General features: G+C 62.8%; 24 protein-coding genes. 11 read left to right on the plus strand and 13 right to left on the minus strand.

Going from position 1 to position 26,871, the window contains the following annotated elements; genetic code table 11:
- Window positions 1–32: 32 nt before the first annotated feature.
- Window positions 33–1,892, minus strand: coding sequence for a dihydroxy-acid dehydratase (gene ilvD, locus H3T89_RS00820; RefSeq protein WP_198215938.1), 1,860 nt, complete (start codon window positions 1,890–1,892; stop codon window positions 33–35).
- Between the two features lie 178 nt (window positions 1,893–2,070).
- On the opposite strand from ilvD, the gene rpoZ reads away from it, so the two are divergent.
- From rpoZ to H3T89_RS00870, 10 genes are all read left to right on the plus strand, one after another.
- A complete protein-coding gene (gene rpoZ, locus H3T89_RS00825) occupies window positions 2,071–2,355 on the plus strand; it encodes a DNA-directed RNA polymerase subunit omega (protein WP_015022131.1) in 285 nt (94 codons plus the stop codon).
- 62 nt (window positions 2,356–2,417) lie between these two features.
- A complete protein-coding gene (gene metK, locus H3T89_RS00830; RefSeq protein ID WP_198215939.1) occupies window positions 2,418–3,638 on the plus strand; it encodes a methionine adenosyltransferase in 1,221 nt (406 codons plus the stop codon).
- Between the two features lie 92 nt (window positions 3,639–3,730).
- Window positions 3,731–6,040: a primosomal protein N' gene (locus H3T89_RS00835; protein ID WP_198215940.1), complete on the plus strand. Its 2,310-nt coding sequence runs from the start codon at window positions 3,731–3,733 to the stop codon at window positions 6,038–6,040.
- A 100-nt stretch (window positions 6,041–6,140) separates the two neighbouring features.
- Window positions 6,141–6,845, plus strand: coding sequence for an HAD family hydrolase (locus H3T89_RS00840; protein ID WP_198215942.1), 705 nt, complete (start codon window positions 6,141–6,143; stop codon window positions 6,843–6,845).
- A gap of 44 nt (window positions 6,846–6,889) precedes the next feature.
- Window positions 6,890–7,864: a methionyl-tRNA formyltransferase gene (gene fmt / locus H3T89_RS00845; RefSeq protein ID WP_198215943.1), complete on the plus strand. Its 975-nt coding sequence runs from the start codon at window positions 6,890–6,892 to the stop codon at window positions 7,862–7,864.
- A gap of 66 nt (window positions 7,865–7,930) precedes the next feature.
- Window positions 7,931–9,493: a proteasome ATPase gene (gene arc, locus H3T89_RS00850; RefSeq protein ID WP_198215945.1), complete on the plus strand. Its 1,563-nt coding sequence runs from the start codon at window positions 7,931–7,933 to the stop codon at window positions 9,491–9,493.
- On the plus strand, window positions 9,490–10,998 hold the full coding sequence (gene dop, locus H3T89_RS00855; RefSeq protein WP_198215947.1) for a depupylase/deamidase Dop: 1,509 nt from the start codon (window positions 9,490–9,492) through the stop codon (window positions 10,996–10,998). Before arc ends, dop begins: the two co-directional genes overlap by 4 nt.
- Window positions 10,999–11,087: 89 nt before the next feature.
- Window positions 11,088–11,924 carry an inositol monophosphatase family protein gene (locus H3T89_RS00860; protein WP_015022124.1) on the plus strand — a complete coding sequence of 279 codons (837 nt, stop codon included), beginning with the start codon at window positions 11,088–11,090 and terminating at the stop codon, window positions 11,922–11,924.
- A 24-nt stretch (window positions 11,925–11,948) separates the two neighbouring features.
- Window positions 11,949–12,152: a ubiquitin-like protein Pup gene (locus H3T89_RS09070; protein WP_015022123.1), complete on the plus strand. Its 204-nt coding sequence runs from the start codon at window positions 11,949–11,951 to the stop codon at window positions 12,150–12,152.
- A gap of 3 nt (window positions 12,153–12,155) precedes the next feature.
- Window positions 12,156–13,571 carry a proteasome accessory factor PafA2 family protein gene (locus H3T89_RS00870; RefSeq protein WP_198215948.1) on the plus strand — a complete coding sequence of 472 codons (1,416 nt, stop codon included), beginning with the start codon at window positions 12,156–12,158 and terminating at the stop codon, window positions 13,569–13,571.
- Between the two features lie 99 nt (window positions 13,572–13,670).
- Here H3T89_RS00870 and H3T89_RS00875 read toward each other — a convergent pair whose 3' ends face one another.
- The 12 genes from H3T89_RS00875 to H3T89_RS00930 all read right to left on the minus strand — a co-directional run bounded on the left by H3T89_RS00875 (window position 13,671) and on the right by H3T89_RS00930 (window position 26,067).
- On the minus strand, window positions 13,671–13,958 hold the full coding sequence (locus H3T89_RS00875) for an HU family DNA-binding protein (protein ID WP_015022121.1): 288 nt from the start codon (window positions 13,956–13,958) through the stop codon (window positions 13,671–13,673).
- A gap of 169 nt (window positions 13,959–14,127) precedes the next feature.
- The gene (locus H3T89_RS00880; protein ID WP_198216175.1) at window positions 14,128–16,599 is read right to left on the minus strand and encodes a lysylphosphatidylglycerol synthase transmembrane domain-containing protein; all 2,472 of its coding nucleotides are present in this window, start codon (window positions 16,597–16,599) and stop codon (window positions 14,128–14,130) included.
- Between the two features lie 2 nt (window positions 16,600–16,601).
- A complete protein-coding gene (gene purB, locus H3T89_RS00885; RefSeq protein ID WP_198215949.1) occupies window positions 16,602–18,047 on the minus strand; it encodes an adenylosuccinate lyase in 1,446 nt (481 codons plus the stop codon).
- Window positions 18,048–18,120: 73 nt separating this feature from the next.
- Window positions 18,121–19,548, minus strand: a complete 1,428-nt coding sequence (locus H3T89_RS00890; RefSeq protein ID WP_198215950.1) for a PGAP1-like alpha/beta domain-containing protein — start codon at window positions 19,546–19,548, stop codon at window positions 18,121–18,123.
- Complete coding sequence (locus tag H3T89_RS00895) at window positions 19,545–19,736, minus strand: hypothetical protein (protein ID WP_198215951.1); 192 nt, start codon at window positions 19,734–19,736, stop codon at window positions 19,545–19,547. Before H3T89_RS00895 ends, H3T89_RS00890 begins: the two co-directional genes overlap by 4 nt.
- 337 nt (window positions 19,737–20,073) lie before the next feature.
- Entirely contained in the window at window positions 20,074–20,625 is a 552-nt protein-coding gene (locus H3T89_RS00900) for a DUF6466 family protein (RefSeq protein ID WP_110417395.1), read from the minus strand.
- The gene (locus H3T89_RS00905; RefSeq protein ID WP_198215952.1) at window positions 20,622–21,650 is read right to left on the minus strand and encodes a vWA domain-containing protein; all 1,029 of its coding nucleotides are present in this window, start codon (window positions 21,648–21,650) and stop codon (window positions 20,622–20,624) included. The genes H3T89_RS00900 and H3T89_RS00905 overlap by 4 nt, the downstream gene beginning before the upstream one ends.
- The gene (locus H3T89_RS00910; protein WP_198215953.1) at window positions 21,647–22,720 is read right to left on the minus strand and encodes a vWA domain-containing protein; all 1,074 of its coding nucleotides are present in this window, start codon (window positions 22,718–22,720) and stop codon (window positions 21,647–21,649) included. The genes H3T89_RS00905 and H3T89_RS00910 overlap by 4 nt, the downstream gene beginning before the upstream one ends.
- Entirely contained in the window at window positions 22,717–23,250 is a 534-nt protein-coding gene (locus H3T89_RS00915) for a hypothetical protein (protein ID WP_198215954.1), read from the minus strand. Before H3T89_RS00915 ends, H3T89_RS00910 begins: the two co-directional genes overlap by 4 nt.
- A complete protein-coding gene (locus tag H3T89_RS00920; RefSeq protein ID WP_198215956.1) occupies window positions 23,247–24,179 on the minus strand; it encodes a DUF58 domain-containing protein in 933 nt (310 codons plus the stop codon). The genes H3T89_RS00915 and H3T89_RS00920 overlap by 4 nt, the downstream gene beginning before the upstream one ends.
- Window positions 24,176–25,231 carry an AAA family ATPase gene (locus tag H3T89_RS00925; RefSeq protein ID WP_415873464.1) on the minus strand — a complete coding sequence of 352 codons (1,056 nt, stop codon included), beginning with the start codon at window positions 25,229–25,231 and terminating at the stop codon, window positions 24,176–24,178. Before H3T89_RS00925 ends, H3T89_RS00920 begins: the two co-directional genes overlap by 4 nt.
- A 47-nt stretch (window positions 25,232–25,278) precedes the next feature.
- Complete coding sequence (locus tag H3T89_RS00930) at window positions 25,279–26,067, minus strand: uracil-DNA glycosylase (RefSeq protein ID WP_232347066.1); 789 nt, start codon at window positions 26,065–26,067, stop codon at window positions 25,279–25,281.
- A 150-nt stretch (window positions 26,068–26,217) separates the two neighbouring features.
- Here H3T89_RS00930 and H3T89_RS00935 point away from each other — a divergent pair, with 150 nt between their 5' ends.
- Window positions 26,218–26,862 (plus strand): LytR C-terminal domain-containing protein, encoded by a 645-nt coding sequence (locus H3T89_RS00935; RefSeq protein WP_198215958.1) that lies wholly within the window; start codon window positions 26,218–26,220, stop codon window positions 26,860–26,862.
- Window positions 26,863–26,871: the final 9 nt, after the last annotated feature.

Raw genomic sequence — 26,871 nt, forward strand, 5'->3', positions numbered from 1 at the left:
GAGTAAGAGCCCGATTGGAGGATTTGGGTTTATCAGTCCAGGCCGGACAACCGGTTGATCAGATCCGGGTCGCGTGTGGCGCCCTTGTCTGCAGAACGCGCGAAGGCGGCGTAGGCCTTCAGAGCCAGGGAGACCTTGCGGTCCCTGTGGGCCACATAGCCTTCGCCGGCCTCCAGTTCTGCGCGGCGTTGGGCGAGTTCCTCATCGCTCAGCTCGACGTCCACACGTCGGTTGGGGATGTCGATGCGAATCATGTCGCCGTTGCGGATCAGGGCGATGGGGCCCTTGCTGGCAGCCTCGGGAGCGATATGGCCGATGGCCAGGCCTGATGAGCCGCCGGAGTAGCGGCCGTCGGTCAGCAGGGCCACGTCCTTGCCGATGCCCTTGCCCTTGACGAATGAGGTGGGGTAGAGCATCTCCTGCATGCCTGGGCCGCCCTTGGGTCCCTCGTAACGGATGACCAGGGCCTGACCCTTGTGCAAGGTGCCGTTGAGTATGACCTCCACGGCCTGCTCCTGTGATTCGACAACCAAGGCCGGTCCGCGGAAGTTCCAGATCTCCTTGGGCACGCCTGCGGTCTTGACCACACAGCCGTCTGGGGCCAGATTGCCGCGCAGTATAGCAAGACCGCCTTCGGAGACGGCCGGGTGATCCAGGTCGTGAATGGCACCATTGATGCGGTCGGTGTCCAGATCCTTCCATTCCTTGGACTGGTTGAAGGGCTCGGGGGAGGTGATGTGTCCGGGCGCTGCGTGGTAGAGCTCCTTGGCCTGGTCCAGACAGGTGGGTCGCATGATGTCCCAGTCGTTGAGCTTGGACTCCAGGTCCGGGTAATCAATGGAATGCGTGTCCTTATGCAGTACCCCGCCTCGATCCAGCTCACCCAGGATGCCGCAGATGCCGCCAGCCCGGTGGACGTCGGATATCTCCCAGTCTCCGGAGGGGGAGGCCTTGCAGATGCAGGGGACCGTGTGGGAGATGCGCTCGATGTCGTCCAGGGTGAAGTCCACATCCGCCGACTGAGCGGCGGCCAGGATGTGCAGGACGGTGTTGGTGGATCCTCCCATGGCCACGTCCATGGTCATGGCGTTTTCGAAGGCTTTCTTGGTGGCGATGGAACGCGGCAGGACCGAGTCGTCGTCATCCTGGTAGTACCGATTGGCGATTTCGACGACCAGCTTGCCAGCCCGCTCGAAGAGCATCTTTCGGGCCGTGTGCGAAGCCAGAGTGGTGCCGTTGCCGGGCAGGGCCAGACCCATGGCCTCGGTCAGGCAGTTCATTGAGTTGGCGGTGAACATGCCGGCGCAGGAGCCGCAGGTGGGGCAGACGGTCTTCTCCAAGGCCAGCAGGCCGGCATCGTCGATGCTGTCGTCAGCCGAGGCGTACATGACGTCGATCAGATCGGTGCTCTCTTTGACTGTTCCGTCAGGCATGACCGTGCGTCCTGCCTCCATGGGGCCGCCGGAGACGAAGACCGTGGGAATGTTCAGACGCAGAGCGGCCATCAGCATGCCCGGCGTGATCTTGTCGCAGTTGGAAATGCAGATCAGGGCATCGGCGCAGTGGGCGTTGACCGAGTACTCCACGGCATCCGCGATCAGGTCACGGCTGGGCAGAGAATAAAGCATGCCGGTATGGCCCATGGCGATGCCGTCGTCCACGGCGATGGTGTTGAACTCACGGGGGATGCCGCCCGCCTCCTTGACGGCCTTGGAGACCATGCGCCCTACCTTGTTCAGGTGGACGTGGCCGGGCACGAACTCGGAGAAGGAGTTGGCGATGGCCACGATGGGCTTGCCGAAGTCCTCACCCTTGACGCCAGCGGCACGGTAGAGAGCACGGGCGCCCGCGAACTCTCGTTCCTTCATCAATTTGGCTGATCGCATCTGCATAGTTTCATTCAAGTGAACAGGGACAGCGGCGGCCCGAACATGACCACATGTTGGAATTTTCGGCGTGCTTGCAATGCTTTTCCCGGCAGCAAAGCATCTGAGGCTAAAATCGAGCCCGGGCGGTAAAATCATACAGATTGAATGAATGGTTCATCCAGTTGAATTGGAGAAACATCTTATGGCATTCGGTACCGAGCCCCATCCGCAGGGATTTGCGAATCCTCCCATCGACGATCTCATGAAGCACGCCGATTCGAAGTATGCGCTGTCCATTTTCGCGGCCAAGCGGGCCCGTCAGATCAATTCCTATTTCACGCAACTCAATGAGGGTCTGCTGCAGAACGTCGGCCCCCTGGTCGAGTACCAGAATCAGGAGAAGCCTCTGTCCATCGCCTTCCGCGAGATCAACGAAGGCCTGCTTGAGGAGACCCTGGGCGAGGACGATCTGAGCGAAGGCAACTGAACCTTTCGACTCTCAGTGCAGGGTCCTCGGGCGGTGACGGTTTCAAGGTAAAGGTGGATGAAATGACAGAACGACGGCTGATTTCGGCCGAGTCGGTGACCGAGGGCCATCCTGACAAGGTCTGCGACCAGGTTTCCGATGCCATCCTGGACGATTTGATCGCCCAGGATCCGCACTCGCATGTGGCTGTGGAGACATCGGCGGCGACCGGCCTCTTCTTCGTCTTCGGAGAAGTCTCATCCCAGGGCTACACGGACATTCAGTCCCAGGTCCGGTCGGTGCTGCGCAGAATCGGCTACACCTCATCCGATATTGGATTGGATGCGGATTCCTGCGGCGTGACCGTGGCCCTGAGCGAGCAGAGCAAGGAAATCAACCAGGGTGTGGAACGGCTGTCGGCCAGCCAGGAGAACGCTGCCACCCGTGAGGAGCGTTACCAGTCCCAGGGGGCCGGCGACCAGGGGGTCATGTTCGGTTACGCCTGCGATGAGACAGACACGCTCATGCCCCTGCCCATCCATCTGGCGCATCAGCTGGCCTTCCGACTGGCGCAGGTGCGCAAGGAGGGGATCATCCCTCATTTGCGGCCTGACGGCAAGACCCAGGTCACCATCGAATACGATCAGAATGACCGCCCCCGCCGGGTGGACACGGTCCTCATCTCCACCCAGCACGATCCCGAGGTTGGGCATGACTGGCTGCAGGAGCAGTTGACGGAGCATGTCATCACGCCCGTGCTGGATCGCATTTGCGGCAAGGCCGTCGAGCACCAGGGCTACCGGGTGTTGGTCAATCCGACCGGTTCCTTTATTCTGGGCGGCCCTGCGGCTGACGCAGGACTGACCGGGCGCAAGATCATTGTAGACACCTATGGCGGTGCGGCCCATCATGGAGGCGGTGCCTTCTCCGGCAAGGATCCCAGCAAGGTCGACCGATCCGCTGCCTACGCCGCGCGTTGGGTGGCCAAGAACATCGTGGCCGCTGGACTGGCCCACAAGGTCGAGGTCCAGGTGGCCTATGCCATTGGCGTGGCCGATCCGGTCAGCGTCAACGTTGAGACCTATGGCACCGAGCAGGGGGTCAGCCGAGATCAGATCCAGCAGGCCGTGCGCGAGGTCTTCGACCTGCGGCCCGCTGCCATCATCGATGAGCTGGATCTGTTGAGGCCCATTTATGCCAAGACTGCAGCCTATGGGCACTTCGGCCGGGAGGATCCCGACTTCACCTGGGAGCAGGTGGACAAGGTGGGCGAGCTCAAGGCCGCCATCGGCATGACCAGGTAGTAGCTGTTCATCAAGGGCCACGGCGGGTTCCCAGGTCATCGACTGGGGAATCCGCCGTGGCCCTCTTAATTGTCAAAGCGAGGGGAGGAGTCATGGATTCGCAGGAAGTCAGTCAGCCCGCCCTGGACGGTCTTGCTCCGCGCCGTCGTTCGAGCAGCAGTCGAAAAAAACCTCCGCGCCGACCGGCCGATGAACTCCCTGTGGCACGGGTGGTGCTGGACGTGCAGGCCACTCATCTGGGTGGGACCTTTGATTATCTGGTGGATGCCGACCAGGACGGTCATGCACAGCCGGGATGCCTGGTTCGCGTCCGGTTCGGGGCGCGCAGGGTCAACGGCATCATCTGGGCGCGTGTGGCAGACAGCCAGGTTTCCCGCGCCTCCCTGCGCTTCCTGGAGCGGGTGGTGTTGGATCGTAGCCTGATTTCACCTTCTCTGCGCGCGGACATCACTGCCATCGCCAGGGCCTATGGAGGTACTGAGGCCAACATTCTGCGGCTGGCTCTGCCCCCTCGTGTGGCCCGCATCGACAAGGAGCAGCAGCTGGTTCCCGGTCAGCCTCGGTTGGCGTCCGACCCTGCCTGGGTGGCAGGACTGGCCCAGCGGCAGAAGGAATTGAAACTGGAGCTTGATCCGGGCTATCAAGGGTTGGAGAAACTGGATCAGTCGCTGGAAGAGGATACCTTCGCCGCCTATCTGACTGACATTCTGCCCGGTATGGACCAGGCCGCTCTACTTGCTGCCAGGGTACTGATAGAGGCCCTGCTGGCCGGTCGATCGGCGGTTATGGTATTGCCGGGCACCCGTCAGGTGGCTCATCTGTCCGCAGTCCTCCAACAGCTGGGGTTGCATCCCTTCGGCCCTCCCGTCACCGCAGGCCCTGGACACCAGGAGGCCCACGGCTGGTCCGGTGATTTCGCCATTCTGGACAGCGGCATGGCTCCTGCCGAACGCTACAGGGCATACCTCGCGCTGGCCTCAGGCCAGGTCCGCTGCGCCATCGGGTTGCGGGCTGCCATGTACGCCCCGGTGGAAGGTCCCGCCCTCTTCGCTCTGATGGACGATGCCAGCTACCAGTACGCCGACGGGATGATGCCCTACGCCAATGCCCGGGGAGTGCTGAGGCTGCGGGCGCGTGCCCACGGCGGTGTCTTCCTGGCCATGTGCCGTGCCAGAAGCGTGCGTTCCCACTGGGAGAGTCTGCCCGAAGCCATTGAAGCAGAATCCGGAGTGACCGGTCCAGGCACAGCCTTGACGCTTGACCGGTCTGCAGTGACGACCCTGCTGCCTTGGATTCGCTGGCTCAACCGAGAGGAACTAAGCCATCTGGCTGATCCGACCATAGGCGCCCGGGTTCCTCACACCGCCGTCGCCGTTATAAACAAAGCCTTGGAGCGTGGTCCGGTTCTACTGTCCATCCCTCAGGACGGCATCTTCGAAAGCCTGAGTTGTGCTCGCTGCCATCATCAGGCTCGTTGCTCGCGTTGCACCGGGCCCCTGCGGGCGCGGCGGCCTGGCGCGCCCCGATGCGCTTGGTGCGGGGCTGCGGCCACGGACTGGTCTTGTCCGGATTGCGGGGGTTCACGGCTCCGAGTGGTCAGGGTGGGCGCCGCCGGGACGGCACAGGAGCTGCGCATGCTTTTCAGAAATGTACCAATCGTCATATCTTCGGCCAGTCAGCCCCGTGGGGTGGTCGAGCGTGTACAGGATCGTCCCAGTCTGGTCATCGCCACCCCGGGCGCTGAGCCCAGGGTGGTTGGCTCGAGCGTCGATGGCAACAATAACAATAAGGACACTGGCGATTCGGGTTTGCCACGGCTGTCGCGAGGATACCGGGCCGTGGCCATTCTGGATGCCTGGACCAGCCTGTATGCCCCTGGCGTCGATGCACGTATGGACACTCTGGGAGCCTGGATGCGCGTGGCATCATTCTGTCGCCCCCGGGCCAAGGGGGGGCAGGTGCTTCTTCTGGGAGAGTGTGATCCACAGCTGGCCCAGGCGTTGATGACCTGGCAGGGGCCGGTGTTGGCGGCTGCCGACCTGAAGGACCGTCGGCTGACTGCCATGCCCCCTGCGGTCGGCATGGCTGCAATCTGGGGCGAAAGGGAGGCCGTCATCTGGATGCTGGACGCCGTCGGGATCGCGCCGGGTCAGGAGGCTGTGACAGAAGTTGGCCCTGAGCCGGTCCCTGCCCTACTTGGGCCTGTGCCCATACCAGCGCCGTCCACACTGAAAGTGGGTTATCTGGAGGGAACCCAGGACAGGGTCAGAGCCCTGGTTCGGGTGCCCACCAGCCGCCGGGACAAGCTGGCTGACGATCTCAAACAGGCTCAGGCCAGGTACGTGGCCGGTCGCGGGCGAGGAGAGCTGCGCTTCCGGATGGATCCCAAGGATCTGACCTGATTGGCGCTCCAGGCGGATATGCACGGGGTCTATGCGGCGTGGTTTCATGAGGGGGCGCAGGAGAGGCGCATATGAACGGATTCAGGAAAGGCGGAGAGTCATGAAGGGATGGCCGGGCGAGATCCGGGTTGAGGCAGATGTGATCCAGGCTGAGCAGGAAGCGGCTCAAGCCCAGGGTCGGCCCATTGAACAGGTCATCTTTGACTTCGGCAATGTCCTGATTCGTTGGCAGCCCGAGATGGCCATGGTGGCCCGATACGGGCGCAGGAGCATCGAGGCCATGCTGGACGATAGCCGTTCCGGCTTCTACCGGGCCAACAACATGATGGACGGCGGAGCCACCTGTGCCCAGGCCCGTGATTGGGTGGGCGCCAACTGCGGGGCTCCCTGGGATGCCATGTTCGCCTACTACTGTGACCACTTTATCGATTCACTGACCGGTCCTGTTCCCGGTGCCCGCATGCTGGTGGAGGACCTGAAGGCGGCTGGTATAGGCGTCTGGGGGTTGACCAACTGGGGTGCCGAGCTCTTCCATTACGCCTGGGACGGCGACTCCTTCCTGCATAGGCTGGATGGGGTGGTGGTCTCCGGGCCCATCCACATGCGCAAGCCTGACCCGGCCATCTACCACTATGCCCTTGATCAGTTCGGAATCCAAGCTGACAGAACCCTCTTTGTGGATGACAAGGGTATGAATGTAGTGGGTGCCAACAAGGCCGGCATCCGCAGCCTGCGATTCAGTGACCCCTACGGATTGCGCACCGCCCTGATCGAGGCAGGGGTGAATATTCCTCAGGTGCAGTGAAATGCAGAGGTCGAAAGCCGCCAGATGAAAAGGAGATTGCCGATATGGTCATGACATTGCTGTTTGCGGGCACACCTCAGGTCGCTCTGCCATCTCTGAGATTGCTGGCGGCCGACCAGGAGCATTTCCGGGTTGCTGCCGTGCTCACCAGGCCCGACGCTCCCCAGGGTCGTGGAAGGCATCTGCATCCCAGCCCGGTCAAGGCTGAGGCCCTGAAGCTGGGGATTCCCGTTCTTGAGGACAATCCTTCCGATCCGGATTTTCCGGCGCGGCTGCAGGATACGGGTGCCAGTTATGCGGCTGTGGTGGCCTACGGGCGGATTCTGCGCCAGCCGGTCCTGGATGCCTTTGAGGGTGGCTGGTACAACCTGCACTTTTCCCTGCTGCCGCAGTGGCGGGGTGCAGCGCCGGTCCAGCGTGCCATCTGGGCCGGGGACACCATCACTGGAGCCACGGTCTTTCGGCTCACGGCCGGTATGGATGAAGGGCCTATCCTGTCCCAGTCCACGGTGGAGATCGGACCGCACGAGACCTCGGGCGAGCTGCTGGGTCGGCTGGCTGAGGACGGATCCCACCTGCTGGCCGCCAGCCTGGAGGCCCTTGCGGAAGGTCGGATTCAACCCAAGGAGCAGCCGCAGGGCGCCTACCAGGTGGCTGCCAAAATCACCCACCAGGATGCCCGCATGCGTTTTGACGTGCCCGTCTTTGCCCTGGATCGGCAGATCCGGGCCTGCAACCCGGAACCGGGAGCCTGGTGCATGTACCGGCAGGGCGATGATCCGCAGGACGGGCAGACGGGACTGACCGTACTCAAGGCTGCACCAGCCCGAGGGGATGAGCCCGGTCTTCCCTCGCATTTGGAACCGGGTCGCCTGGCCATGGACCGTCGCCACCTCTGGGTGGGCACCAAGACCTTGCCACTGGAGCTGCAGATGGTCAAGGCTGCCGGCAAGCGTGCCATGAAGGCCATGGACTGGGCCCGCGGCGCTCGCTTGGAGGAAGGGGCATGCTGCAGCTGAGCCCTTCCGCTCGGCTGGCTGTCCAGGCCGAGCGGGGATTCCAGGGACGGACGAAGGAGAGAAGCCATGCAGTCCGATGATGTTGACCAGGCCGACGATGCAAATGACCAGGACCAGGCCGGGGATCGGCGCAACCGGGCCCTGGCTGCGGCGCTGACCAGGGCCGCCAAGGAACTGGCCAAGGCCAAGAGTCAGTTGGCCCAGCTGGGCCAGCCGCCCTTGTCGGTCGCCCTGGCCTTGGGAGTGGATTCTGTCGCCTATGACAGCCAGGGGGTGCAGCAGGCCCGCCTGCTGATCCTGAACGGTTCCAGGCGGATGGTGGTGCCCCTGGCACCCAATATCCGCGCCGAACGGATCAGGGCCGGCCAGGAGGTTCTGCTCAACGCCGATATGGTTGTGGTGCGTGTGGGCGATCAGCCGGTGACAGGGCAGGTCCGCACGCTACGGGAGACCTTGGAATCCGGTGCCTTGCTGGTGGAAGATTCCTCCGGACAGACCCGCGTCGCTGCACGGGCAGGGTCTCTGCAGGACCTGCCCATCGAGGCGGGCAGCGCTTTGCTCATGGACGAAAGCTGCTCAGTGGCCCTGGCTGTTCTGCCTGAGTCGGACCAATCCGACATGCTGCTGGAGGAGACTCCTGACGTGGACTTCTCTGATATTGGCGGCTTGGACAGGCAGATCGAGCGTATCCGTGATGCTGTCCAGCTGCCCTTCCAGCACGCTGATCTGATGCATCGTTACGGGCTTCGGGCCCCCAAGGGTGTTCTGCTCTACGGGCCGCCTGGCAATGGCAAGACCATGATCGCCAAGGCACTGGCCCGCGCCCTGGCCCAGGAGAGCGACGGCCACGGGGTCTTTCTTTCGGTCAAGGGCCCCGAGATGCTCAACAAGTTCGTGGGCGAGTCCGAACGCCTGATTCGCCGTCTCTTCGCTCGGGCCCGCAGCCTGGCAGGCCAGGGTGGTCCAGTGGTGGTCTTCATCGACGAGATGGACGCCTTGCTCCGCACTCGGGGGTCAGGCATCTCATCGGATGTGGAGACCACCATCGTCCCCCAGTTTCTGACAGAGCTGGACGGTGTCGAGTCCCTGGACCAGGTCATGGTCATCGGCGCTTCCAACCGCATCGACATGATTGACCCGGCGGTTCTGCGCCCGGGGAGATTGGACGTCAAAATCCGCATCGACCGGCCCGACAGGACCAGGTCAGCCGCGATTCTGGGCAAGTACCTGGGCTCCGATATGCCCATGGACGATGGTGCCGGGCCTGAAGGGCTGATCAGGGTACTGGTCGACGGACTCTTCGCCCGGGATGATGACCACCTGCTGGGCAGAATCATGGATGCCACGGGCCGCTGGCAGCCCCTCTACCTGGAGTCTGTGGTCTCCGGCGCCATGCTGCACAACCTGGTTGATCGGGTCAAGACCATGGCGGTCAAGGCCTCCATCCAACAAGGCCGACAGGTTGGTCTTGACCGTCGGTTCTGCTTGAGGGCGGTCCACGGGCAGTATGAGGACACTCTGGAGGAACTTCGCGGACAGGACCCGGACCGCTGGGCCGATCTGGCCGGACTGCGCCCAGGACAGGTCCAGGAGGTTCGCCCGGTCGGCGAGCCAGAGGAGCGGTCATGAATGCCGGGCGGGTTATGGGCACCGAGACTGAGTACGCCATTGCCGACCCCCGGGATCCTGACGCTGATCCGCGTGCACTGGCCCTGCGTCTGGTAAGAGCTGCAGCCGAGCCGGACCTGGCTCACATCCGCTGGGACTACGGGAGTGAGGATCCGGTCAATGATGCCAGGGGAGGTCGGCTGCCGCGTTCCGCTGCCGCTCCGAGCATGCTCACTGATGCGCCCGGTGCCCGACTGATCGATGTGGCAGCTCCCAATGGCGCTCGGATTTACGTGGATCATGCTCATCCCGAGTATGCCTCGGCGGAAACAGTGAATGCCTTCGACGCGCTGGTCCAGGACCGCGCGGGGGACCGGATGATGGCCCGGGCCGCGGAAAGGGCCGGGGGCCTGGCTCTTTACAAGAACAACGTGGACGGCAAGGGTGCCGCATGGGGATCCCATGAGAATTATCTGATGGATAGGGCGGTGCCCTTCGCCAGGGTGGCGGCTCTGATGACCATTCATTTCGTCACCAGGCAGATTTACACCGGTTCTGGCAGAGTGGGCCTGGGGCCCAGGAGCGAGGGGGCCGGCTTCCAGCTCAGCCAGCGCGCCGACTATCTGACCAGCCGCATTGGACTGCAGACCACCTTCGGTCGGCCGATCATCAATACCAGGGACGAGTCACATGCAGGGCCGGACAGTCGCCGTCTTCACGTGATCGTGGGTGATGCCAACCGGTTGGATGCGCCCCTGGTTCTCAAGCTGGGAACAACCGATCTGCTGCTGGGTCTCTTGGAGTCCGAGGGCGATTCGACCAGCCAGGTCGATGAGCTGCTGGATCGCTGGACGCTGGATGATCCGGTGTCGGCCCTGCACACGGTTTCACGAGATTTCACCCTGACCAAGCCACTGGCCTTGGCGAACGGAGGATTCGCCGATGCACTGACCATCCAAGGTGCGTTGCTGGATGCGGCCAGGCAGGTAAGACGCGATTCTGACCGGCCGGATTGTGCCGATGACCGGGTTCTGGACCTATGGAACCAGGTGCTCGAGGATCTGGTTATGGTGCGTTCGGGTGATGACGAGGCCCGTTTGGTCATGCACGACCAGGCAGGCAGGTTGGAATGGCTGCTCAAGTGGCAGCTCTTGGAGCGTCTGCGTCGTCGCCGGGCCATGCCGGACTGGTCGGATGCCCGTCTGGCGGCCCTGGATCTGGCCTGGGCGCGAGTGGATCCCGGCCGTGACCTGCCCTGGCGACTCAGGGGATCCGTCCTGCAACTGGCCGATTCCGACCTGGTCGTCAGGGCCATGGACCAGGGTCCGGAGCAGACTCGGGCCTGGTGCCGTTCCCAGTTGCTTCACCGCTGTCCCGATGCGGTCAGAGCCGTCTCTTGGAGTCGTGTCGTTCTTGAGGAGCAGGGACCGGAGGGAGGGCCTGCAACCAGGGTTGTGGACCTGTCCGATCCGCTGGGTCACACACGGTCTTCCTGCCGGGATGACCGCGACATATACTGCTCATAGCGCAGAAAATAGTTCGATATTCGACCGGACGACCACCGGTTGACCACGGTCGGCAATGCCTGACCATCCGTTTGAAAGAGAAGAGAAGTATGGAATTGCGCGATTTGGCCATGCAGGCCGCCACTATTGCTGTGGAGGCCGGCCGTCATGCCCTTCAGGACCAGATCAACCCCCACGATCCCCGCTCCACCTCTGCCATCGGCCAGGGCACCCAGTTCTCGCCGGGCATCGACACGCGTCTGATCCGATACTGCAGGACCAAGATCGCCGCCCTGGACCCTATGGACGGCTTCTGGGAGGAGGAGGCCGGCAACCGTCGTCCGGGTGGCCGCTACTGGTGCCTGGGCCACATCGACGGACCGGTCAATTATGTACGCAACATGGCCGAATGGACGCTGACCATCTCCCTCTTTGCCGTGGATGAGAAGGGCCACGCATCACCGGTCCTGGGCATCGTGCACGCGCCGGTCCTGGGCCTGACCTATCTGGCCGCCAAGGGCCAGGGCGCGATCAGAATCCGACGGACTATCGTGGGTGACAAGCGGGAGAAGATCATCCCCTCCACTATGACCACCCTGAATGGATCTGTGATCAGCTTCGGCATGTCATACTTCCCCAACGAGTCCGAAAAGGTACTGCAGATCGTCTCACGCATGGCTGGCAAGCCTGCTGATATCAAGCGCGTTGGTCCGGTCTCGCTGGACCTGTGCAGGGTGGCGGACGGTAGTTACGACGCCTACTTCGAACCGGCCCTGCACTCCTGGGACATCCCCGCTGTCTCCGCGGCGGCTGTCGTGGTCCGGGAGGCCAAGGGTACCCTCTGGCGCTGGGACGGAGGACACGTGCGCTGGGAGGGCAGCAACGACGTGGTGGCCACCAACGGACTTATCGCGGAGGATCTGGACACCTATCTGAGCGGGCGCTGATCCGCGCCGGGAAGGAGAGTGACCATGGCTGAGGCATCACAGCAGGGACGGCGCATAGTAGCCGGGCAGCAGCAGGAACAGGAAGAGGACCTGCCGCAGACCGGGGCACGTGAGCAGGACCAGGCGGCGGAGTCCGATCTGGATGCCGTCCTGGATGACATCGAGACCACCCTGGAGACCAACGCCAAGGAATATGTTCAGGGCTTCGTCCAGAAGGGCGGCCAGTGATTCATGGCGGACGGGCAGGGTACTGACTCGGACTTTCGCAGGATATTCGGCATCGAGACCGAGTATGGACTGAGCCTGACCGGCGCCAGTGGCCCATATACCGCCGGCAGGGTGGCTATGGCCATGTTCCGGCCTCTGATTGAGAAGCACGGGTCAACCAACATCTATCTGCCCAATGGCGCCCGGCTCTACTTGGACGTGGGCTCCCATCCGGAGTATGCCACTGCCGAGGCCCGTGATCCGCTGACAGCCCTGAAACAGGTGCTGGCAGGGGAGCGGATCATGACCGATCTTGCGGAGCGCGCCCGGAAACATTTGGCGGAGAACCTGGGCAGGCCAGTGAAGGTTCACGTCTTTGCCAACAATGTGGATGCCCAAGGCCATGCCTTCGGCTGCCATGAGAATTACCTGCTGGACCGGCGAGTCCCCTTGGACATGGTAGGGGCCTGCCTGGTCCCCTTCTTGGTCACCCGGCAGCTGATCACCGGGGCGGGTCGTCTGAGTCCTGATGGATTCCAACTCAGCCAGCGGGCCGACTTTCTGGACGAAGCGGTCTCCTCGTCCACCACCCGTGCCCGTCCCATGGTCAATACCCGTGACGAGCCATTGGCTGATCCTGAACGATGGCGGCGTCTGCATGTGATCGTAGGGGATACCAACCGGTCTCCGCTGGCTACCTGGTTCAAGATGGCCAGCACCCACCTGGTCCTGAACCTGATTGAGCAGGCCTGTCGCCGGGGCTGCCGGCCGGACCTGGCCGACTGGGCCCTGGCTGATCCAGGTGCAGCCATCCGAGCCGTCAGCAGGGATCGGACCGGCAGGGTAACCCTTGCCACAAAGACCGGTGGCATCAGCGCTCTGAATCTGCAAGAGACCTATTGGTCGGCCTGCAATGCCTTGGTGGATCAGCAGGAGGATATAGGCATCGACCGATCCCAGGCTCTGCGCGCCCTGCATCTTTGGAGGTCGGCCCTGGATGCGCTGGACGCAGGGCGTTGGCAGGATCTGGCTGACTGGGTGGATTGGGCTGCCAAGCTGCGGCTGCTCAAGGGCTTGAACCGACGAGGCGCCGGACAGGATCTGGCCGATGCGATGAATCTGGACTATCACGATCTGAGTGCGGGAAGATCCTTCCCCGGCCTGGTCAGGCATGGGCTCATGCGCTCGCCTGTCGACGACTCCGAGGTGGAGCATGCCATGAATCGACCTCCAGAGGATACCCGGGCCCGTCTGCGTGGTGAATTCGTCCGTGCAGCAGACACGGGAACACGCACATGGTCATGTGATTGGAGCCACCTGGTCCTAGGGGGTTCTCGCCGAGTCGAGGTGGGCCTGCCCGACCCCTTCGACCATCTGGGCCCGCCTCGATATCACTGCCTGATGGACTTTCTAAAGAGTGCCGCGGAACCTTGCGTCTAGAAGCCCAGTTCGCACTGCGGGACTTCCCTTAGGTCTTCTCCAACAAGAAGGGCCCCGGCATCCATCCACGGATGCCGGGGCCCTGCAGCAAGGCTGGTTTCACTTCTTGTTGGTGACGGCCTTCTTCAGCAGCGAGCCGGCAGAGATACGCACGCCATAGCTGGCCGGAATCTTGATGGTCTCACCGGTGCGGGGGTTGCGGCCGGTGCGGGCGGCGCGCTTGACACGCTCGGCCGAGAACAGACCGGTCAGCTTCAGACCCTCACCGGACTTCATGGCCTCGACGAAGACATCCTGGAAGGCGTTGACAGCAGCTTCCGCCTGAGCCTTGGTCAGGTTGGACTTCTGCGCAATCTTCGAAACGAGATCAGACTTGTTGTATGCCATAGAACATCCTTCTTTCGGGGGCCTCCCATTGCTTGATTTGGGGAAAGCCCAACGGTCAATGACCGATATTACCGCAGATTAGGCCCAAACACCGCATTTTCCGGGGGTTTCCGACATTTCATCAAGCGTTTTTTGAGGTCCTCGAGATTGGGAATGCCCCAAGGGCTCTTCAGATGCGATTGTGGCTGCTCAGCCAGCGCATGGCCAGGGCTCCCAGGGGGATGCGCAGCCAGTAGGTGGCCACCCGGAAGACCAGCGTGGCCGAGATGGCCACACCTGAGGGAACGCCAGCCAGGCGGAAGGCGGAGAAGAGCACCGCCTCTATGGCCCCCAGACCGCCGGGCGTGGGGACGGCCGATCCCAGCGTGTTGGCCAGCAGGAAGACGAAGGTGGTTTCGAAAACGTTGGTTCGGCAGCCGAAGGCCATCAGGGCGGCCCAGAAACTCATGCCCAGGGCGGCTGACTGCAGTACGGCCCCAAGGACGGCCACCACCAGTTGCCTGGGCTGAGTCAGAATCTCAACAAGGTGATGAGCATAGGAGGCCACGATGGGCATCAGCCGTTCCATGACCAGCCGCCGTGTGTAAGGCACGGCCATGATCAGGGCCGCGATGATGGCCACCGTCCCGATGACGATGACCAGGGTGTTGGTGGGGATCATCCCGGATAGGGTGTTCCGTCCGGTGAACAGCCCGATGACGATCAGCAGGCAGAAGGTGGTTGCGAACTGGACGGCCACCACGGCGCTCATGATGGCTGTGGCCATGGTGTTGTCATAACCGTCCCGCCGCAGGAACTGCAAATTGACGAAGGCAGGCCCCACCCCGGCGGGCATGGAGACCGAGGTGAACGAGGACGCGACCTGGGACAGGAAGATGCCCTTGAAGTCGCGCTTGGCCGGGTCGATGAAGACTCCCAGGGTGATGGCGCAGCCCACCCAGGACAGTGACCCCAGTAGGAAGGAGAGTCCGGCCATCCAAGGGTTGGCGTTGCGGACGGCGCTGATGACCTGGGGCAGGTTGAACTGGGTGACGATGACCGCCAGCGCCACTACCAGGAGGGCCAGGGCCACGAAACTGCGCAGACTGAAGCGGGAAAGGGTCACCTGGCCGGTCTCAGCCACCGACTCAGGGGGAGCCAAGGACTGCAACTGTTTGCGCAGGTCAGTAAGAATCTGTCGGTCCCAGCCGGGCAGGTCCTGGGTCTTTGAAGGAATGGCCACCATCTGGCAGAAAGGCGACAGCCCCGCCAGGGTCTTGATCCCCCAGGAGGCACGGGCGGCCTCAATGGCCTGATTCACCCCGATCAGCGTGGCAATCAGAGCCAGAAGCTGGATTCGATCCAGGGCGATGTTGGCCTGGGAGCTGGCGCTGTCGCCGTTCTCCCAGCCGGCGATGACCATGGAATCTGACTGGTCTACGGCCAGGGTCTCCGGGCGGATGCGGCGGTGTGTAAATCCGCGCTCGTTGGCCCGGCGAAGGTAATCCATCAGTTGCTTGGCCTTGTCCGTATCCAGGCTTCCGGGTTTCAGGGGCCGAAGGTGGACGTCATCCTCCAGGACCAGGATTGAGGATTCCGCGCTCTCAGCCAGGCCATAGGGGTGCATGGCGGTCAGCCCCAGGTCTCGCAATTCAGCCAGGATAGCCATGTGGTGTTGCATGGAGTTTCTGACCGACCGGTCCCGGCGCATGGAGACTCCGGACAGCTTGATCCACTGCCAGAGCTGCATCAGATAGCCCATGGTGTGCAGCTGGCCGTCCATGACCGACACCGTGTAGGTTCGGCCATCCTTGTCATGAACCCTGTAGATGCGGGAGGCCTCGATCAGGTCGTCGGCAAGTGCGGGCAGGGGCTGACCATCGGCGTCCAGACTGGAGTCCTGACGTTCCAGGCTGACGGCATGGATGCCGATGGAGGCTATGGCTTGTACCACTCCTTGTCCCCAGGCACCCTTGTTCTGAGTGCCCGCCAGGTATCGGACCACCATGCCGATGATTCGTCCCAGAATCAGCGAGACCAGAACCCCACTGGCTGAATTGGAGGATATGGCGACCATGATGATGGCCACAATATATAGAGCGTTCCATCCCCATTTGACCGAGCTTCTCAAGCGACGGGGTCCTGCTGCGCTCAGGAAGGCAGCCAGACCGGCATAGAAGTCAGGCAACAGGACGGGCGACCCTATGGCGTTCTGTGAGCTGAATGAGGCGATCAGGGTCGGGTTGCCGGCCTTCAGTATCAGGTTGGAGGTCAGCATGACCAGTCCAAACCCCAGGAACATGGCCAGGGGGGCAGTGATCGCCTGAATCCATTCCCTGTTGACCAGCAGGTGGACAATCACGGTCAGGACCACGGTCACGGTCACTGCCTGCTGGAGGAAGGCGGTAGGTACGTCCATGAGCCAGTCCATGGCATTGCCGGCCTGGCGCATGTCCGACTCGACCCCGGCCGCTATGCCTTTCAGGTAGACGGCTGCCAGGGTGACCAGGATTCCCAGGATCAGAGCCGCCAGGGCTCGCAGCAGGTCCTCGGCGTCATGGACTCGTTCTGGCGGGGTATCCCGGATGACGACCTTATCTGCCTTAACAGGGTCGGTGGAATCGGTGTCCTCGGGGGTTATGGTCGACTGGGACGGGGACATGGTCAATCGCGATCGAAGTCCACCAAGGTTCCAGCTGCGCCGGTGTATGTTGCCGGCGTCAAGGCTTTGAGCCGACTGGCCGTGTCCTGGTCCAGGTCCAGACCATCGATGAACTGCTCGACATCCTCCCGGCCGATCCTCTTGCCGCGCATCAGCTTCTTGACCTGCTCATAGGGATGATCCATGCCTGAACGTCCAGCCAGTCCCGCGGCCCGCATGGCCGTCTGTATGGGCTCGCCCAGGACCTCCCAGTTGCTGTCCAGCTCGCGGGCCATCAGGGCCTCGTCAGGGTGAATGGTCTGCAGGCCACCGTCCAGGTTGTCCAAAGCCAGCAGGCTATAGCCCAGGGCCGAACCGATGTTGCGCTGGGTGGTGGAGTCGGTCAGGTCCCGCTGCCAGCGGGTTTCGGTGAGGGTGGTGGCCAAGGTGTCCAGCAGGGCTCCTGAGATTTCCAGATTGGCCTCGGCGTTCTCGAAGCGTATGGGGTTGACCTTATGGGGCATGGTGCTGGACCCTGTCGCGCCTTTGACGGGTTCCTGGGCAAAGACACCGCGGGAGATGTACATCCAGACATCCACGGCCAGGTTGTGCATAATCCTGCCCAGGTGGGCGATATTGCCGAAGAGCTCGGCCTGCCAGTCGTGGGACTCGATCTGGGTGGTCAGTGGGTTCCAGACCAGGCCCATTCGCTCCACGATGAAGGTCCGGGTCAGATCGATCCAATCCACCTGCGGCAGGGCGGCCAGATGGGCGCCAAAGGTTCCAGTGGCGCCATTCATCTTGCCCAAGTAGTCCTGATTGCGGATCCGATTCAACTGCCGGTGCAGCCGGTGGACGTAGACCGCCATTTCTTTGCCCAGGGTGGTGGGTGTGGCAGGCTGGCCGTGGGTCAGGGCGAGCATGGGCAGATTCCGGTATTGCTCCGCCATGGTTGCCAGATGGTTCTCGATCCTGGAGGCCTTGGGGAGCCAGACCTGCTCGACCCCGCCTCGGATGCAGCGGGCATAGGCCAGGTTGTTGATGTCCTCGCTGGTGCAGGCGAAGTGGACCAGGGGCGCCAGCCTGGGAAGTTGGGACCCGGGGCCAAGGGCTGTGGCTGCAGCCTCCAGACGGCGGTCGATGTAGTATTCCACAGCTTTGACATCGTGGCGGGTCTGGGCTTCGATGCCCGCCAGTTCGGTGATGCCTTCGGCGTCGAAATCCTCGGGAATGGCTCGCAGGTAGGCCTGTTCGGCCTCGGTCAGGGGCTCCACGCCCGGCAGGACCGGTTGCTGGCCATTGCCCTGGTAACCATTGGACAGCATGATCATCCATTCGACCTCGACCCGCATGCGCTCGCGGTTCAAGGCGGGTTCGCTCAAATAGTCCACCAGATCGGCAGTCTGTCTGCGGTAGCGTCCGTCCAAGGGATTGAGGGGGATGACTGGTGTGATTCGGCTCAGGTTCATGCCTCCAGCCTAGACGACCGGGTCAACCAGCAGGAACCGGCATGGGTGCTCTCGGGGGGGGGGCGTGTCCCGCTCATCGTCGTAGCCTGCCACGGTAGTAGCGGGTCTCCTGCAAATCGCCATCGATGGCCTGGGCGAAGTGATCGTCCTGACGTCGTACCGCTGGTGAGTTCTGATCCCGGGCATCAGCCCAGGCCGCCTGCTGGTAGGCCATGCCATGGGTTGATTCCTTTCCGGGTTCGGCAGTGGTCACTGTCCGGCCAGTCTGGTTGCCGCCTGGAGGGGGAGGTCCGCCCGCTCTTCCCCTTACTGTCAGCTGATTGGGTCGGGAGGGATTGTCGGCTCCATCAAGGCTGGAGACCAGCTCTTCGCGCATCTCCACGCTGGTGACCCAGGTGTCTGACTTTATTCTGCGATGGGCGATGGGCGAGCCGACAGTCACGACATGATTGAAGCTGTAGCGGTCCGAAAGATCCGAGGCCATGGTGGCGGCCACGATGCCACCCTGGGAATGGCCCACCAGGCTGACCGGATCGTCCGGACGCACCCCCGCATCCCGCATGGCCTGGTCCACTAGACGCATGGAGGCCGCCCTGCCGCGCACTGCAGCCTTGTCGCTCATGAGCTGGATGTTCTGGGCCCAGCCGATTGGGGAGTCCAAATGGGAGCTGGTGCCGGGTATGTAGACCAGCCAGTGGTTCTTGCCGTCGGCCTTCCGATAACGCTGTACGGCGATGGTTGCGTAGGGAATGCCGTCCCGGCAGGATCCCAGGGTCTCCAGGTTGTGCAGAGCACCGGCGATGTCATGGGCCTCGCCCAATCCCTTGCCCTGCGGATGAACAGGATCCATCACGATTCGATCACCCTGGAAATGCGCGAGTATCAAGGGCATCAGCAGGCCTGGGCCGGTGACCAATCCGCCAATGGGATCATGATGGTCCGAGGACAGGCCGGATGCGACTGCGGTCAGCAGGGGCTGTTGGATGCTGGCCGTGGTTTCCAGAAATTCCTGTAATTGCGATGCATCCAAGTGGTCGGTCAATTTGGCTACTCCCAGGCCTAGACCGATGGAACCCAGCATGAACGGGGCAATGGGTCGAAAGACAGTCAAGGCCTTGGAGGTCAGGGAGCCCATCAGCCTGTCCATGAATGATTCAGCCTGCGAGTACAGCCCGTAGGCCTTGGTCAGCCGGTCGGCCACAGACTGGAGCCGGGTGCGCAGGTCTTCGCAGGCCTGGGCCTGGTCACTGCAGAAAGACACCATCAGATCCAGGGGCAGATGCGCGTGACCCGGCGGCGGTAAGGCAGTCTGGGTGCAGATAAGGGTCGGCAGTCCGGGTGTGGTTCTGCGGATGGCCTGGTTGGTCAGAATCCATTGCGACTGCAAGGTGGCCAGGGCTCCACCTGCCTGGTTGAGCCGGTCCGCCATGCCGGTCAGATGTTCCAGCTCGGTGCGTGTATAACCGTTGGTATCGGGCGCAGCGGTGATCGTCCGCTTCATGGCCGGCTCTCTTGATCAATCAGGTTCAGTGTGCGCCCCGCCTGGATGCGCTGATCCTGGCAGAGGGCATCCATGGCCCGCACCTGGGCCCGATATGCTTCAGCGGCCCGCCCTTGCCAGTCGACCCTCAGAGCCTGGTCGGCTAATTCACTCAGATGGACCAGAGTGATTCGTGACTGTCGAGCCATGTCTGACAGTATGGCCCGGCAACGTGCCGCCCTCGCATGACAGGGGCAGCTTCCAACGGAGTCCGGATCAGTCAGGTATGAGGTTTGCTCCAGGAAGGGACCCCGGGTGGGTAGTGAAGAGGATGGCCTGTACATGCCTCTACTACAACATGGCAGTGATCCTGAAATGGGCCTCATAGGGCCATGTGGTCAAATGAGGTCCGATTCGTCTGGATGGGGACGGATTTTCTACTAATTCCGTCAGTCTGTTAGCCGGGAGATAATCGTCTGCATGGGGATCGATTTGTTGGAAAAGGGGGCGGTGAAATGACTCACGCGAAAGACTGTGTGCGGCCGGTCACCAGGGTTTGACGTTCTTCGCCTGACCCTTGTTGTCACTTGCCTTGCCTGTTGGTGTCGGGGATGCCGACGGTTCGCTCTGCTGCTGGTTGCGCTTGAGCAGATCCTCCACCTCGGCCTCCTGCTGCTTGGTCAGCCCTGAAGAGGAGCCCTTGCCGGAGCCGTTTTTCCCGTCTTGGGCCTTATCGGCCTTCTGCTCCTTGAGCAGACGCTCGGTGCGGCTGGCCAGCGCGGCGTTGGCCGCCCGGTTGGCTTGGGCAGCCTGCCTGGTCTGTGGCAGAATCAGGGGTCCGGGCCTTTCGACCTGGTCGAAGAGGTGTTCGGCCTGGTCTTGCAGGGCCTTGATGGAGGAAGGATCGGCCTGCGGGTTTTGGGCCTGTTGAACGTTGGTGCTCAACGTTCGCGTGCCCTCGTTATAGGTGGCGATGGCTTTGACGTTGATCAGGCACCAGGCTCCGGCCAGTGCTGCAACCAAGGCCAAGCCAGCCAAAATCAGGCGCACCCGCAGGCGGCGTCCGCTTCTTGCGCCTTGCCGGGACTTCCTACTCATAGCAGTCTCCTCGAAGTGCGGATCCAGAGCCCCGCCTCAATCAGGATCAGAGCCAGCTCCACCAGTGCCAGCGGCCAGACCAGCGGGGTGACATGCCGGCTGACCTGGTCGACCTTGGTCACCCGGTAGCGCTTGGAGGCCGCAGCCGTGGCCCCCTCACGCACCGTGGTCCCCTTGGCCAGGGCCTGGTAGTGGCCGCTCATCTCGTCGGCCATGGCCTTGAGGGTTTTCGGGTCCATGGCGGAGATGCCCGGCTGGCCGGTCGTGGGGTCAGTCACCCAGCTGTGGGCATCGTTTCCACCGACATCGGAGCTCAAAGGCACCATGCCGCCCTTGGCCGAGCCGGTTCCCAGAACGAAGGCATCGTCCAGTCCCTCCCTGAGAACGCTGAAGGATCGCCGCTCATCAGGCCCGGTCTGTTCGCCGTCGCTGATCAGGTAGAGCAGGATTCGGTCTTCGGGATGCCGGTCCTTGGTCTGTTTCAAGACGAGGCTCAGGCGATCCAGCGGAGCATCCAGGCTTGAGCCGGAGGACCTGGATGTGGGCTCTGTAGCCAACCCTCCGGCCCAGTTGCCCACAGCCCGCACGTCAGGGGTCAGGGGCAGATCGACGCTGGTCGAGACGCCGAAGCTCAAGGCCGAGAAGGAGGCATCCGGGTAGATGATCGTCAGGTCGTGGATGGCTGCCCGGGCCGCATCCAGTCGGCTCATTCCTTCCTGGTCGCCATACCCGGCATCCTTGACCGCCATGGATCCGGTCACGTCAACCGCAATGAAGATATCAGTGGCGTTGACTGCTTTATTGGTGGTCTTGCTGACTGTGCTGGGCGTCAGGACCATGAGAGCCAGAACCAGGACCATGGCGGTGCGTCGGGTCAGAGCCCAGCGATCGGCGTCCGTATCCCGCCCCTTGCGCAGGCCATGGAGGATCAGTGCAATGGCCAGGAGCAATAACAGGCCAGCCAGAAGGCCGCCGGCTACCCGGCCCAGGGCGGGCTCAAATGTCAGGGACTTGAATATGTTCATCGCTTCAGCCTCCAGGCCAGGAGCAAATATCCTGACAGCGTCAGGGCCAGGGCCAGAGTCCACCATCCGGGTGCATCCACCAGGCTGGACTGCTCCTGCTGGCGGGGATCGGCTCCGTGGCGATGCTCGATCTGGCGGACCAGCGCGTTGATGGAGTTCCCATCCTGCCGTCGCAGGAAGATGCCGCCGCGTGCCTCGATCAGCCGCTGCATCTGCCGGGTGCTCTCATCCTCAATGCCTTGTTCCGGTCCCGAATAGAGCCCGTCCACGGCGATTCCTGCAGCCGAGGTCAGCTTGAGCGCCTCCTCCAGGGTGTAAGTGGGTTTGCCTGAAACCACGTTATCGGTGGCCAGAACCAGGGAGCTTGACCGTTGGTCGGCCTTTATCGATCCGTTCTGGTCCTTGGGAGCGAATTGGGGCAGGAGCGCAGCGCAGCCCACAAGCCCGTCTCCGATCAGGGATGTGGTGTCCCGGCGGTTCTGCGTGCCCTCCAGCCAGTCGCTGATGTCCTGGTATTGTCGTCCGCTCATGGCATCAATGCGGTCCTGGGACTGCACCCCGTCCAGGATCCGCCGCGCCTTGCTCAATTCGGCGGTGATCATGTCATAGTCGTCGGTCAGGGGGAAGACTGTGCGCGAGGTGGAGTTGAAGATGCTCAGGGCCATGCGTTCGCCACGGAAGTTGCGGACCAGGTCAAGATAGGAGGCAATCACCTGACGGTCGTAGGGCAGCGTGGATCCGGAGACATCCAGGCATAGGACAATGTCACGGTTATGTCCCTGCTCCAAGGTCCGATCGACCCGGGTAGGCCTTGCGGCAAGGCCCAAAGCCATCAGCAGGGCCAGGGAAAGCATGATTGCGGCGCAACGGTTCAATCGCCGCCAGCGCCGCAGGGTCTCATGGCCCTCCTCGGTGTCCAGGTCGCTCTTCAAGGTCCAGACCTGGGCTATTGGTTCCTTGTCCTTGCCACGACGGTCCTTACGGTAGGCCAGCAGGCCGAATGCCAGAGCCAGGACCAAGGCCAGAACCGGCAGCCAGGGCCACCTCCAGGACAGATTGCCTATGCTCATCGCGGCCACCGTTCAATCAAATCCCGTATCCAGTCGGCTGCCTGATTCACCGTGGCGTCCGTTCCCGCGCTGTCCCGCGGAGGGGCGAATTCAGGCGGGTAGAGGGCATCAATGGTCTGTCGAAGCAGGTCCAGGCCCTTTCGTGTGCTCGGCGTACGGGGCTGGGCCCGGATCTCGGCCAGAGTCTTGGCCTTCATGTCGTTGTTCCAGGAGCGGGAGGCAAATCCACGAGCTATGGCGGCCAGGGCCGTCATCGCCTGGTTCCGGTCCAGATGGCCCTTGTCGTACCGGGCCACCACCTGATCAATCTGCTGGAGCCATGCATCGCGGGATTGGGAGCTCACCTGTGCCGGATGCACCTCCTGCTGATGTCGAAACACGGGCAGGAGAATAGCCGCAGCAGCCAGGGCCAGGGCCAGTATGATGGCGGTAGTCGCCAGAGCCAGCAGCCAGGTGGGCTGGGTCATGGTGGGCATGACCTTGATTCGGCCATGACCGGAGGCAAGACGAGTCAGGATGACAGCACTCATGCCGCCATCACCGTCCGTCTCATGGGGATGCCTGGTCGGCCGGCTGAAAGCAGGTGGATAAACCTGTTGAACATGGCTGTGCTGGAGTCGGCCCGGATCAGCGAGGCTCCGACTCTGGACAGTTCCCGGCCAAAGGCCTCGATCTGATAACGCCTGTGCAGGTCCACAGCCCTTGTCCCGTTCGCAGTGCGCAGGAAGGCCGGGATCTTCCGTCCGCTGGGCGCATCCGTTACCGAGCCCATATTGGGTTGCTGGCACAGTGGATTCATGGTCTCCACTCCGATGAGATTCACGGGGTGGGTGGTGGCCAACCGTCTGATGGTCGGCATCAGGTCAACGTTCAATGCCGACTGGTCAGTGGCGATGACCAACATGGCCCGTCGGTCCTGGATGCCGGCGGCGTAGCCCAGCAGGGCTTCAAGATTGCGTGGCTGATTCAGTGGTGACTCCAGAGCCCGGTCCAGGGTCTGCTCAAATCGGGCGAAGCCACCCTGGCAGGGTATGCGGCGGATGGCGGATGAATCGACCAGAACCAGATCCACCTCATCGCTGCGGCGCAGGCAGAGGGTTGCGAACATGCACAGGGCGTTGGCCGCCACCTGGATGGCCTGCTCTCCGTCAGGGCATGTTCCGGACATCTCCTGACCAACGTCCAGCAGCAGCCAGACCCTGCTGGTGACCAGGCGCTCGCGCTCAACCACCATTGGGCGGCCCATCCGAGCACTGGCGTGCCAGTCGATCATGCGGGTTTCGTCTCCGAACTCATAGGCGCGCAGGTCGGCCCGATCGTCTCCACCGCCCCAACGGCCGGAGGAGTGCTCGCCCTCCAGCAGACCCAAGGCCCTGCGCACCGTGGGAAGTCGCAGGCTGGTGTCCAAGGACTCGATTCGTCTGCGGACCGGGTCGTGATCCGAGCGTCGACGGCTCATGGCACCGGCACCGTGTCGACGATCTGGTCAATGATGTCGTCGCTGCTGACGCCGTCCGCCTGGGCCTCGAATGTCAACAGGATACGGTGGCGGAGCACAGAATGGGCCCACTCCTTCAGGTCTTCGGGAATGACGTAATCCCTGCCTGTCAGCAGGGCCCTGGCCTGGCCGATGCGCACCAGGGCGATGGAAGCGCGCGGGCTGGCTCCCAGCCTGACCTGTTCGGCCAGCCCTTGGATGGGCCGCGATCCAGCCCCCCTGCTGGTGGCTGCAAGATCGACTGCATATCGCATGATGGGCTGTGCCACGTGGACCTGCCGGGCCTTCTGCCTAAGGAATTCCACGTCGGCTATGGTCAGTGCGTCCAGATCGTCCTTGCCGGGCATATCAGTGCCGCGATTGGTCAGCATCTGCAGCATTCGGGTCTCCTGGTCGGCATCAGGATAGGTCATGACGGCCTTGAGCATAAATCGGTCCATCTGGGCCTCGGGCAGGTTGTACGTACCCTCCTCCTCTATGGGGTTCTGTGTGGCGATCACCATGAAGGGCCGGGGCAGGGCTATGCTCTCGCCGCCGATGGTGGCGGCGCCCTCGGCCATGGCCTCCAGCATGGCCGACTGGGTCTTGGCGTTGGAGCGGTTGATTTCGTCCAGGAGGACGAAGTTGGCATGAATAGGGCCAAGCTGTGTGGAGAAGCGCTGTGTGGAGAAGTCGTAGACCTGGGTGCCTACCAGATCCGAGGGCATCAGGTCGGGCGTGCACTGGATCCGCTTGAAGCTGCCGGAGACCGAGGTGGCCAGGGTCTGGGCGGCAGTGGTCTTGGCCAGGCCGGGCACGGATTCAATCAGGATGTGTCCTGAGGCGACCAGAGTCAAAATCAGGGCCTCACGCAGGTTCTCCTGACCAACCAGGGTCCTTGAAAAGCGGGTCCGGATCCGGTCGGCCAACTGACGGCAGCGTTGCAGGTCGTCCTGGCTGATTGGTGGAACCTGCCGATCCTGACTGGGCTGAACAGATGGGGACTGACTGGGTCGGGGTGGGAATAATGCCATAGCAGACATGGTAACGGCATTTCCTGACGACCCAGCCAGAGAGGGACTCAGGTCAGGGACCAGTCCACCGGCTGGGCGCCCATGGCCTCCAGTGCCTGGTTGGCCTTGGAAAAGGGACGGGAGCCGAAGAAGCCATACCGGGCCGACAAGGGGCTGGGATGCGGGGATTTGATGATGGCGGCGTTGGTCAGCAGGGGCTCCAGGCTCTGGGCCTGCCGTCCCCAAAGGATGGCGACCAGGGGCCGGACCTTACCCTCCTGGTCGCGTCTGTCGTTCAAGGCGCGGATGGCGGCATCGGTGATTTCCTCCCAGCCCTTGTTGCGGTGACTGGCCGGTTTGCCCACCCGCACAGTCAGGCAGCGGTTGAGCAGCATGACCCCTCGCCTGGTCCAAGGCGTCAGATCGCCGTTGGAAGGCGTGGGCAGGCCCAGGTCGGAGCTCAACTCGGTGTAGATATTGCGCAGGGAGCCGGGGATGGGGCTGACCGCAGGATCCACGCAGAAGCTCAGACCTACCGGGTGGCCGGGCGTCGGGTAGGGATCCTGGCCCACAATCAGGACCTTGATGGAGTCGAAGGGGATGGTGAAGGCGCGCAGGATGTTCTTGCTGGCAGGCAGATAGCGGTGGCCCTGGGCAAGCTCGGCTCTGAGGAAGTCGCCCATCCGGTGAATGTTGGGCTCGACCGGTGCCAGGGCACGAGCCCAGCCGGGGTCCACCAGGGCGCTTAGGGGTTTGCGCTGGGGTCGGCCCTGGCCTCCTGCTATGGTCGGAGGGTTAGTACCGGTTCCGTTCGTCGGCTCAGGGGAGGTTGCGGCAATAGGCTGGCTGCTGTTCATAAGGTCACTATATCGCTTGGCCATATGGGCTGGTCAGAGTCGCCTTGGCCACTCCAGGGTTGGCGGAGTACGTCGAATGGTCAGTGGAATGTTGACCCGGCGACGCATTACTTATAATGGTTCAGGATTCGGTGGAGCAGAGGAGAGTTCATGGCTAGCACGCGCGACAATGGGACGCAGGCGCGCCCTCAGGTTCATGATGCGTTCGACAACCCTCCCAAGGGGCCTGTAGGCGTGCATCGTGGGCCTCGTTCCCTGTCGGTCAGGGCTCTGCCCTACCTGCTGGTGCTTGTCTTGGCGATGCTGTGCGGTCTGGGCGTATGGGCCGCGGTCAGCGGTTCTCTGCCTTGGCAGCAGACGCACACTGATGCTTCGCGGGTCATCAGCAGCCATCTGCCGAAGCGCTCAGCCTCCTCCTCTGCTTCAAGCAGTGCGACCGCCACCAATCAAGCCTCCCAGGACCAGACTTCCAAGCCGTCTTCCCAATCGCCTTCGGCAAGCGCTTCCAGCAGCAGCCCGGCTCCTGTAGTCAACCGGGGCACGCAGGTCACTGTCATCAACGGAACCAGGGTCACCGGGTATGCCGGCAACAAGCGCCAGGTTCTGGTCAATGCCGGTTACACTGCGGTCACGGCATCCAACCCGCAAGGTGCCCTGCCTGGCGTAAGCACGGTCCGTTATCGTAACGAGGCCGACAAGGCCACTGCCCAAGAGGTGGCCAACCTGCTGGGTATCACCCAGGTGGAGCAGTCCTCAGTGGCCTCCACTCCGGTGGAAGCCATCCTCATGCAGTGAGTTCGGTCA

Source organism: Bifidobacterium sp. W8114, assembly GCF_016101165.1.
Taxonomy (GTDB): domain Bacteria; phylum Actinomycetota; class Actinomycetes; order Actinomycetales; family Bifidobacteriaceae; genus Bombiscardovia; species Bombiscardovia asteroides.

Bases quoted from the DNA above. Each gene is read 5' to 3' on its own strand.
- ilvD (WP_198215938.1), bottom strand. From the start codon at position 1,892: ATGCAGATGCGATCAGCCAAATTGATGAAGGAACGAGAGTTCGCGGGC.
- rpoZ (WP_015022131.1), top strand. From the start codon at position 2,071: ATGGCATTCGGTACCGAGCCCCATCCGCAGGGATTTGCGAATCCTCCC.
- metK (WP_198215939.1), top strand. From the start codon at position 2,418: ATGACAGAACGACGGCTGATTTCGGCCGAGTCGGTGACCGAGGGCCAT.
- H3T89_RS00835 (WP_198215940.1), top strand. From the start codon at position 3,731: ATGGATTCGCAGGAAGTCAGTCAGCCCGCCCTGGACGGTCTTGCTCCG.
- H3T89_RS00840 (WP_198215942.1), top strand. From the start codon at position 6,141: ATGAAGGGATGGCCGGGCGAGATCCGGGTTGAGGCAGATGTGATCCAG.
- fmt (WP_198215943.1), top strand. From the start codon at position 6,890: ATGGTCATGACATTGCTGTTTGCGGGCACACCTCAGGTCGCTCTGCCA.
- arc (WP_198215945.1), top strand. From the start codon at position 7,931: ATGCAGTCCGATGATGTTGACCAGGCCGACGATGCAAATGACCAGGAC.
- dop (WP_198215947.1), top strand. From the start codon at position 9,490: ATGAATGCCGGGCGGGTTATGGGCACCGAGACTGAGTACGCCATTGCC.
- H3T89_RS00860 (WP_015022124.1), top strand. From the start codon at position 11,088: ATGGAATTGCGCGATTTGGCCATGCAGGCCGCCACTATTGCTGTGGAG.
- H3T89_RS09070 (WP_015022123.1), top strand. From the start codon at position 11,949: ATGGCTGAGGCATCACAGCAGGGACGGCGCATAGTAGCCGGGCAGCAG.
- H3T89_RS00870 (WP_198215948.1), top strand. From the start codon at position 12,156: ATGGCGGACGGGCAGGGTACTGACTCGGACTTTCGCAGGATATTCGGC.
- H3T89_RS00875 (WP_015022121.1), bottom strand. From the start codon at position 13,958: ATGGCATACAACAAGTCTGATCTCGTTTCGAAGATTGCGCAGAAGTCC.
- H3T89_RS00880 (WP_198216175.1), bottom strand. From the start codon at position 16,599: ATGTCCCCGTCCCAGTCGACCATAACCCCCGAGGACACCGATTCCACC.
- purB (WP_198215949.1), bottom strand. From the start codon at position 18,047: ATGAACCTGAGCCGAATCACACCAGTCATCCCCCTCAATCCCTTGGAC.
- H3T89_RS00890 (WP_198215950.1), bottom strand. From the start codon at position 19,548: ATGAAGCGGACGATCACCGCTGCGCCCGATACCAACGGTTATACACGC.
- H3T89_RS00895 (WP_198215951.1), bottom strand. From the start codon at position 19,736: ATGGCTCGACAGTCACGAATCACTCTGGTCCATCTGAGTGAATTAGCC.
- H3T89_RS00900 (WP_110417395.1), bottom strand. From the start codon at position 20,625: ATGAGTAGGAAGTCCCGGCAAGGCGCAAGAAGCGGACGCCGCCTGCGG.
- H3T89_RS00905 (WP_198215952.1), bottom strand. From the start codon at position 21,650: ATGAACATATTCAAGTCCCTGACATTTGAGCCCGCCCTGGGCCGGGTA.
- H3T89_RS00910 (WP_198215953.1), bottom strand. From the start codon at position 22,720: ATGAGCATAGGCAATCTGTCCTGGAGGTGGCCCTGGCTGCCGGTTCTG.
- H3T89_RS00915 (WP_198215954.1), bottom strand. From the start codon at position 23,250: ATGAGTGCTGTCATCCTGACTCGTCTTGCCTCCGGTCATGGCCGAATC.
- H3T89_RS00920 (WP_198215956.1), bottom strand. From the start codon at position 24,179: ATGAGCCGTCGACGCTCGGATCACGACCCGGTCCGCAGACGAATCGAG.
- H3T89_RS00925 (WP_415873464.1), bottom strand. From the start codon at position 25,231: ATGGCATTATTCCCACCCCGACCCAGTCAGTCCCCATCTGTTCAGCCC.
- H3T89_RS00930 (WP_232347066.1), bottom strand. From the start codon at position 26,067: ATGAACAGCAGCCAGCCTATTGCCGCAACCTCCCCTGAGCCGACGAAC.
- H3T89_RS00935 (WP_198215958.1), top strand. From the start codon at position 26,218: ATGGCTAGCACGCGCGACAATGGGACGCAGGCGCGCCCTCAGGTTCAT.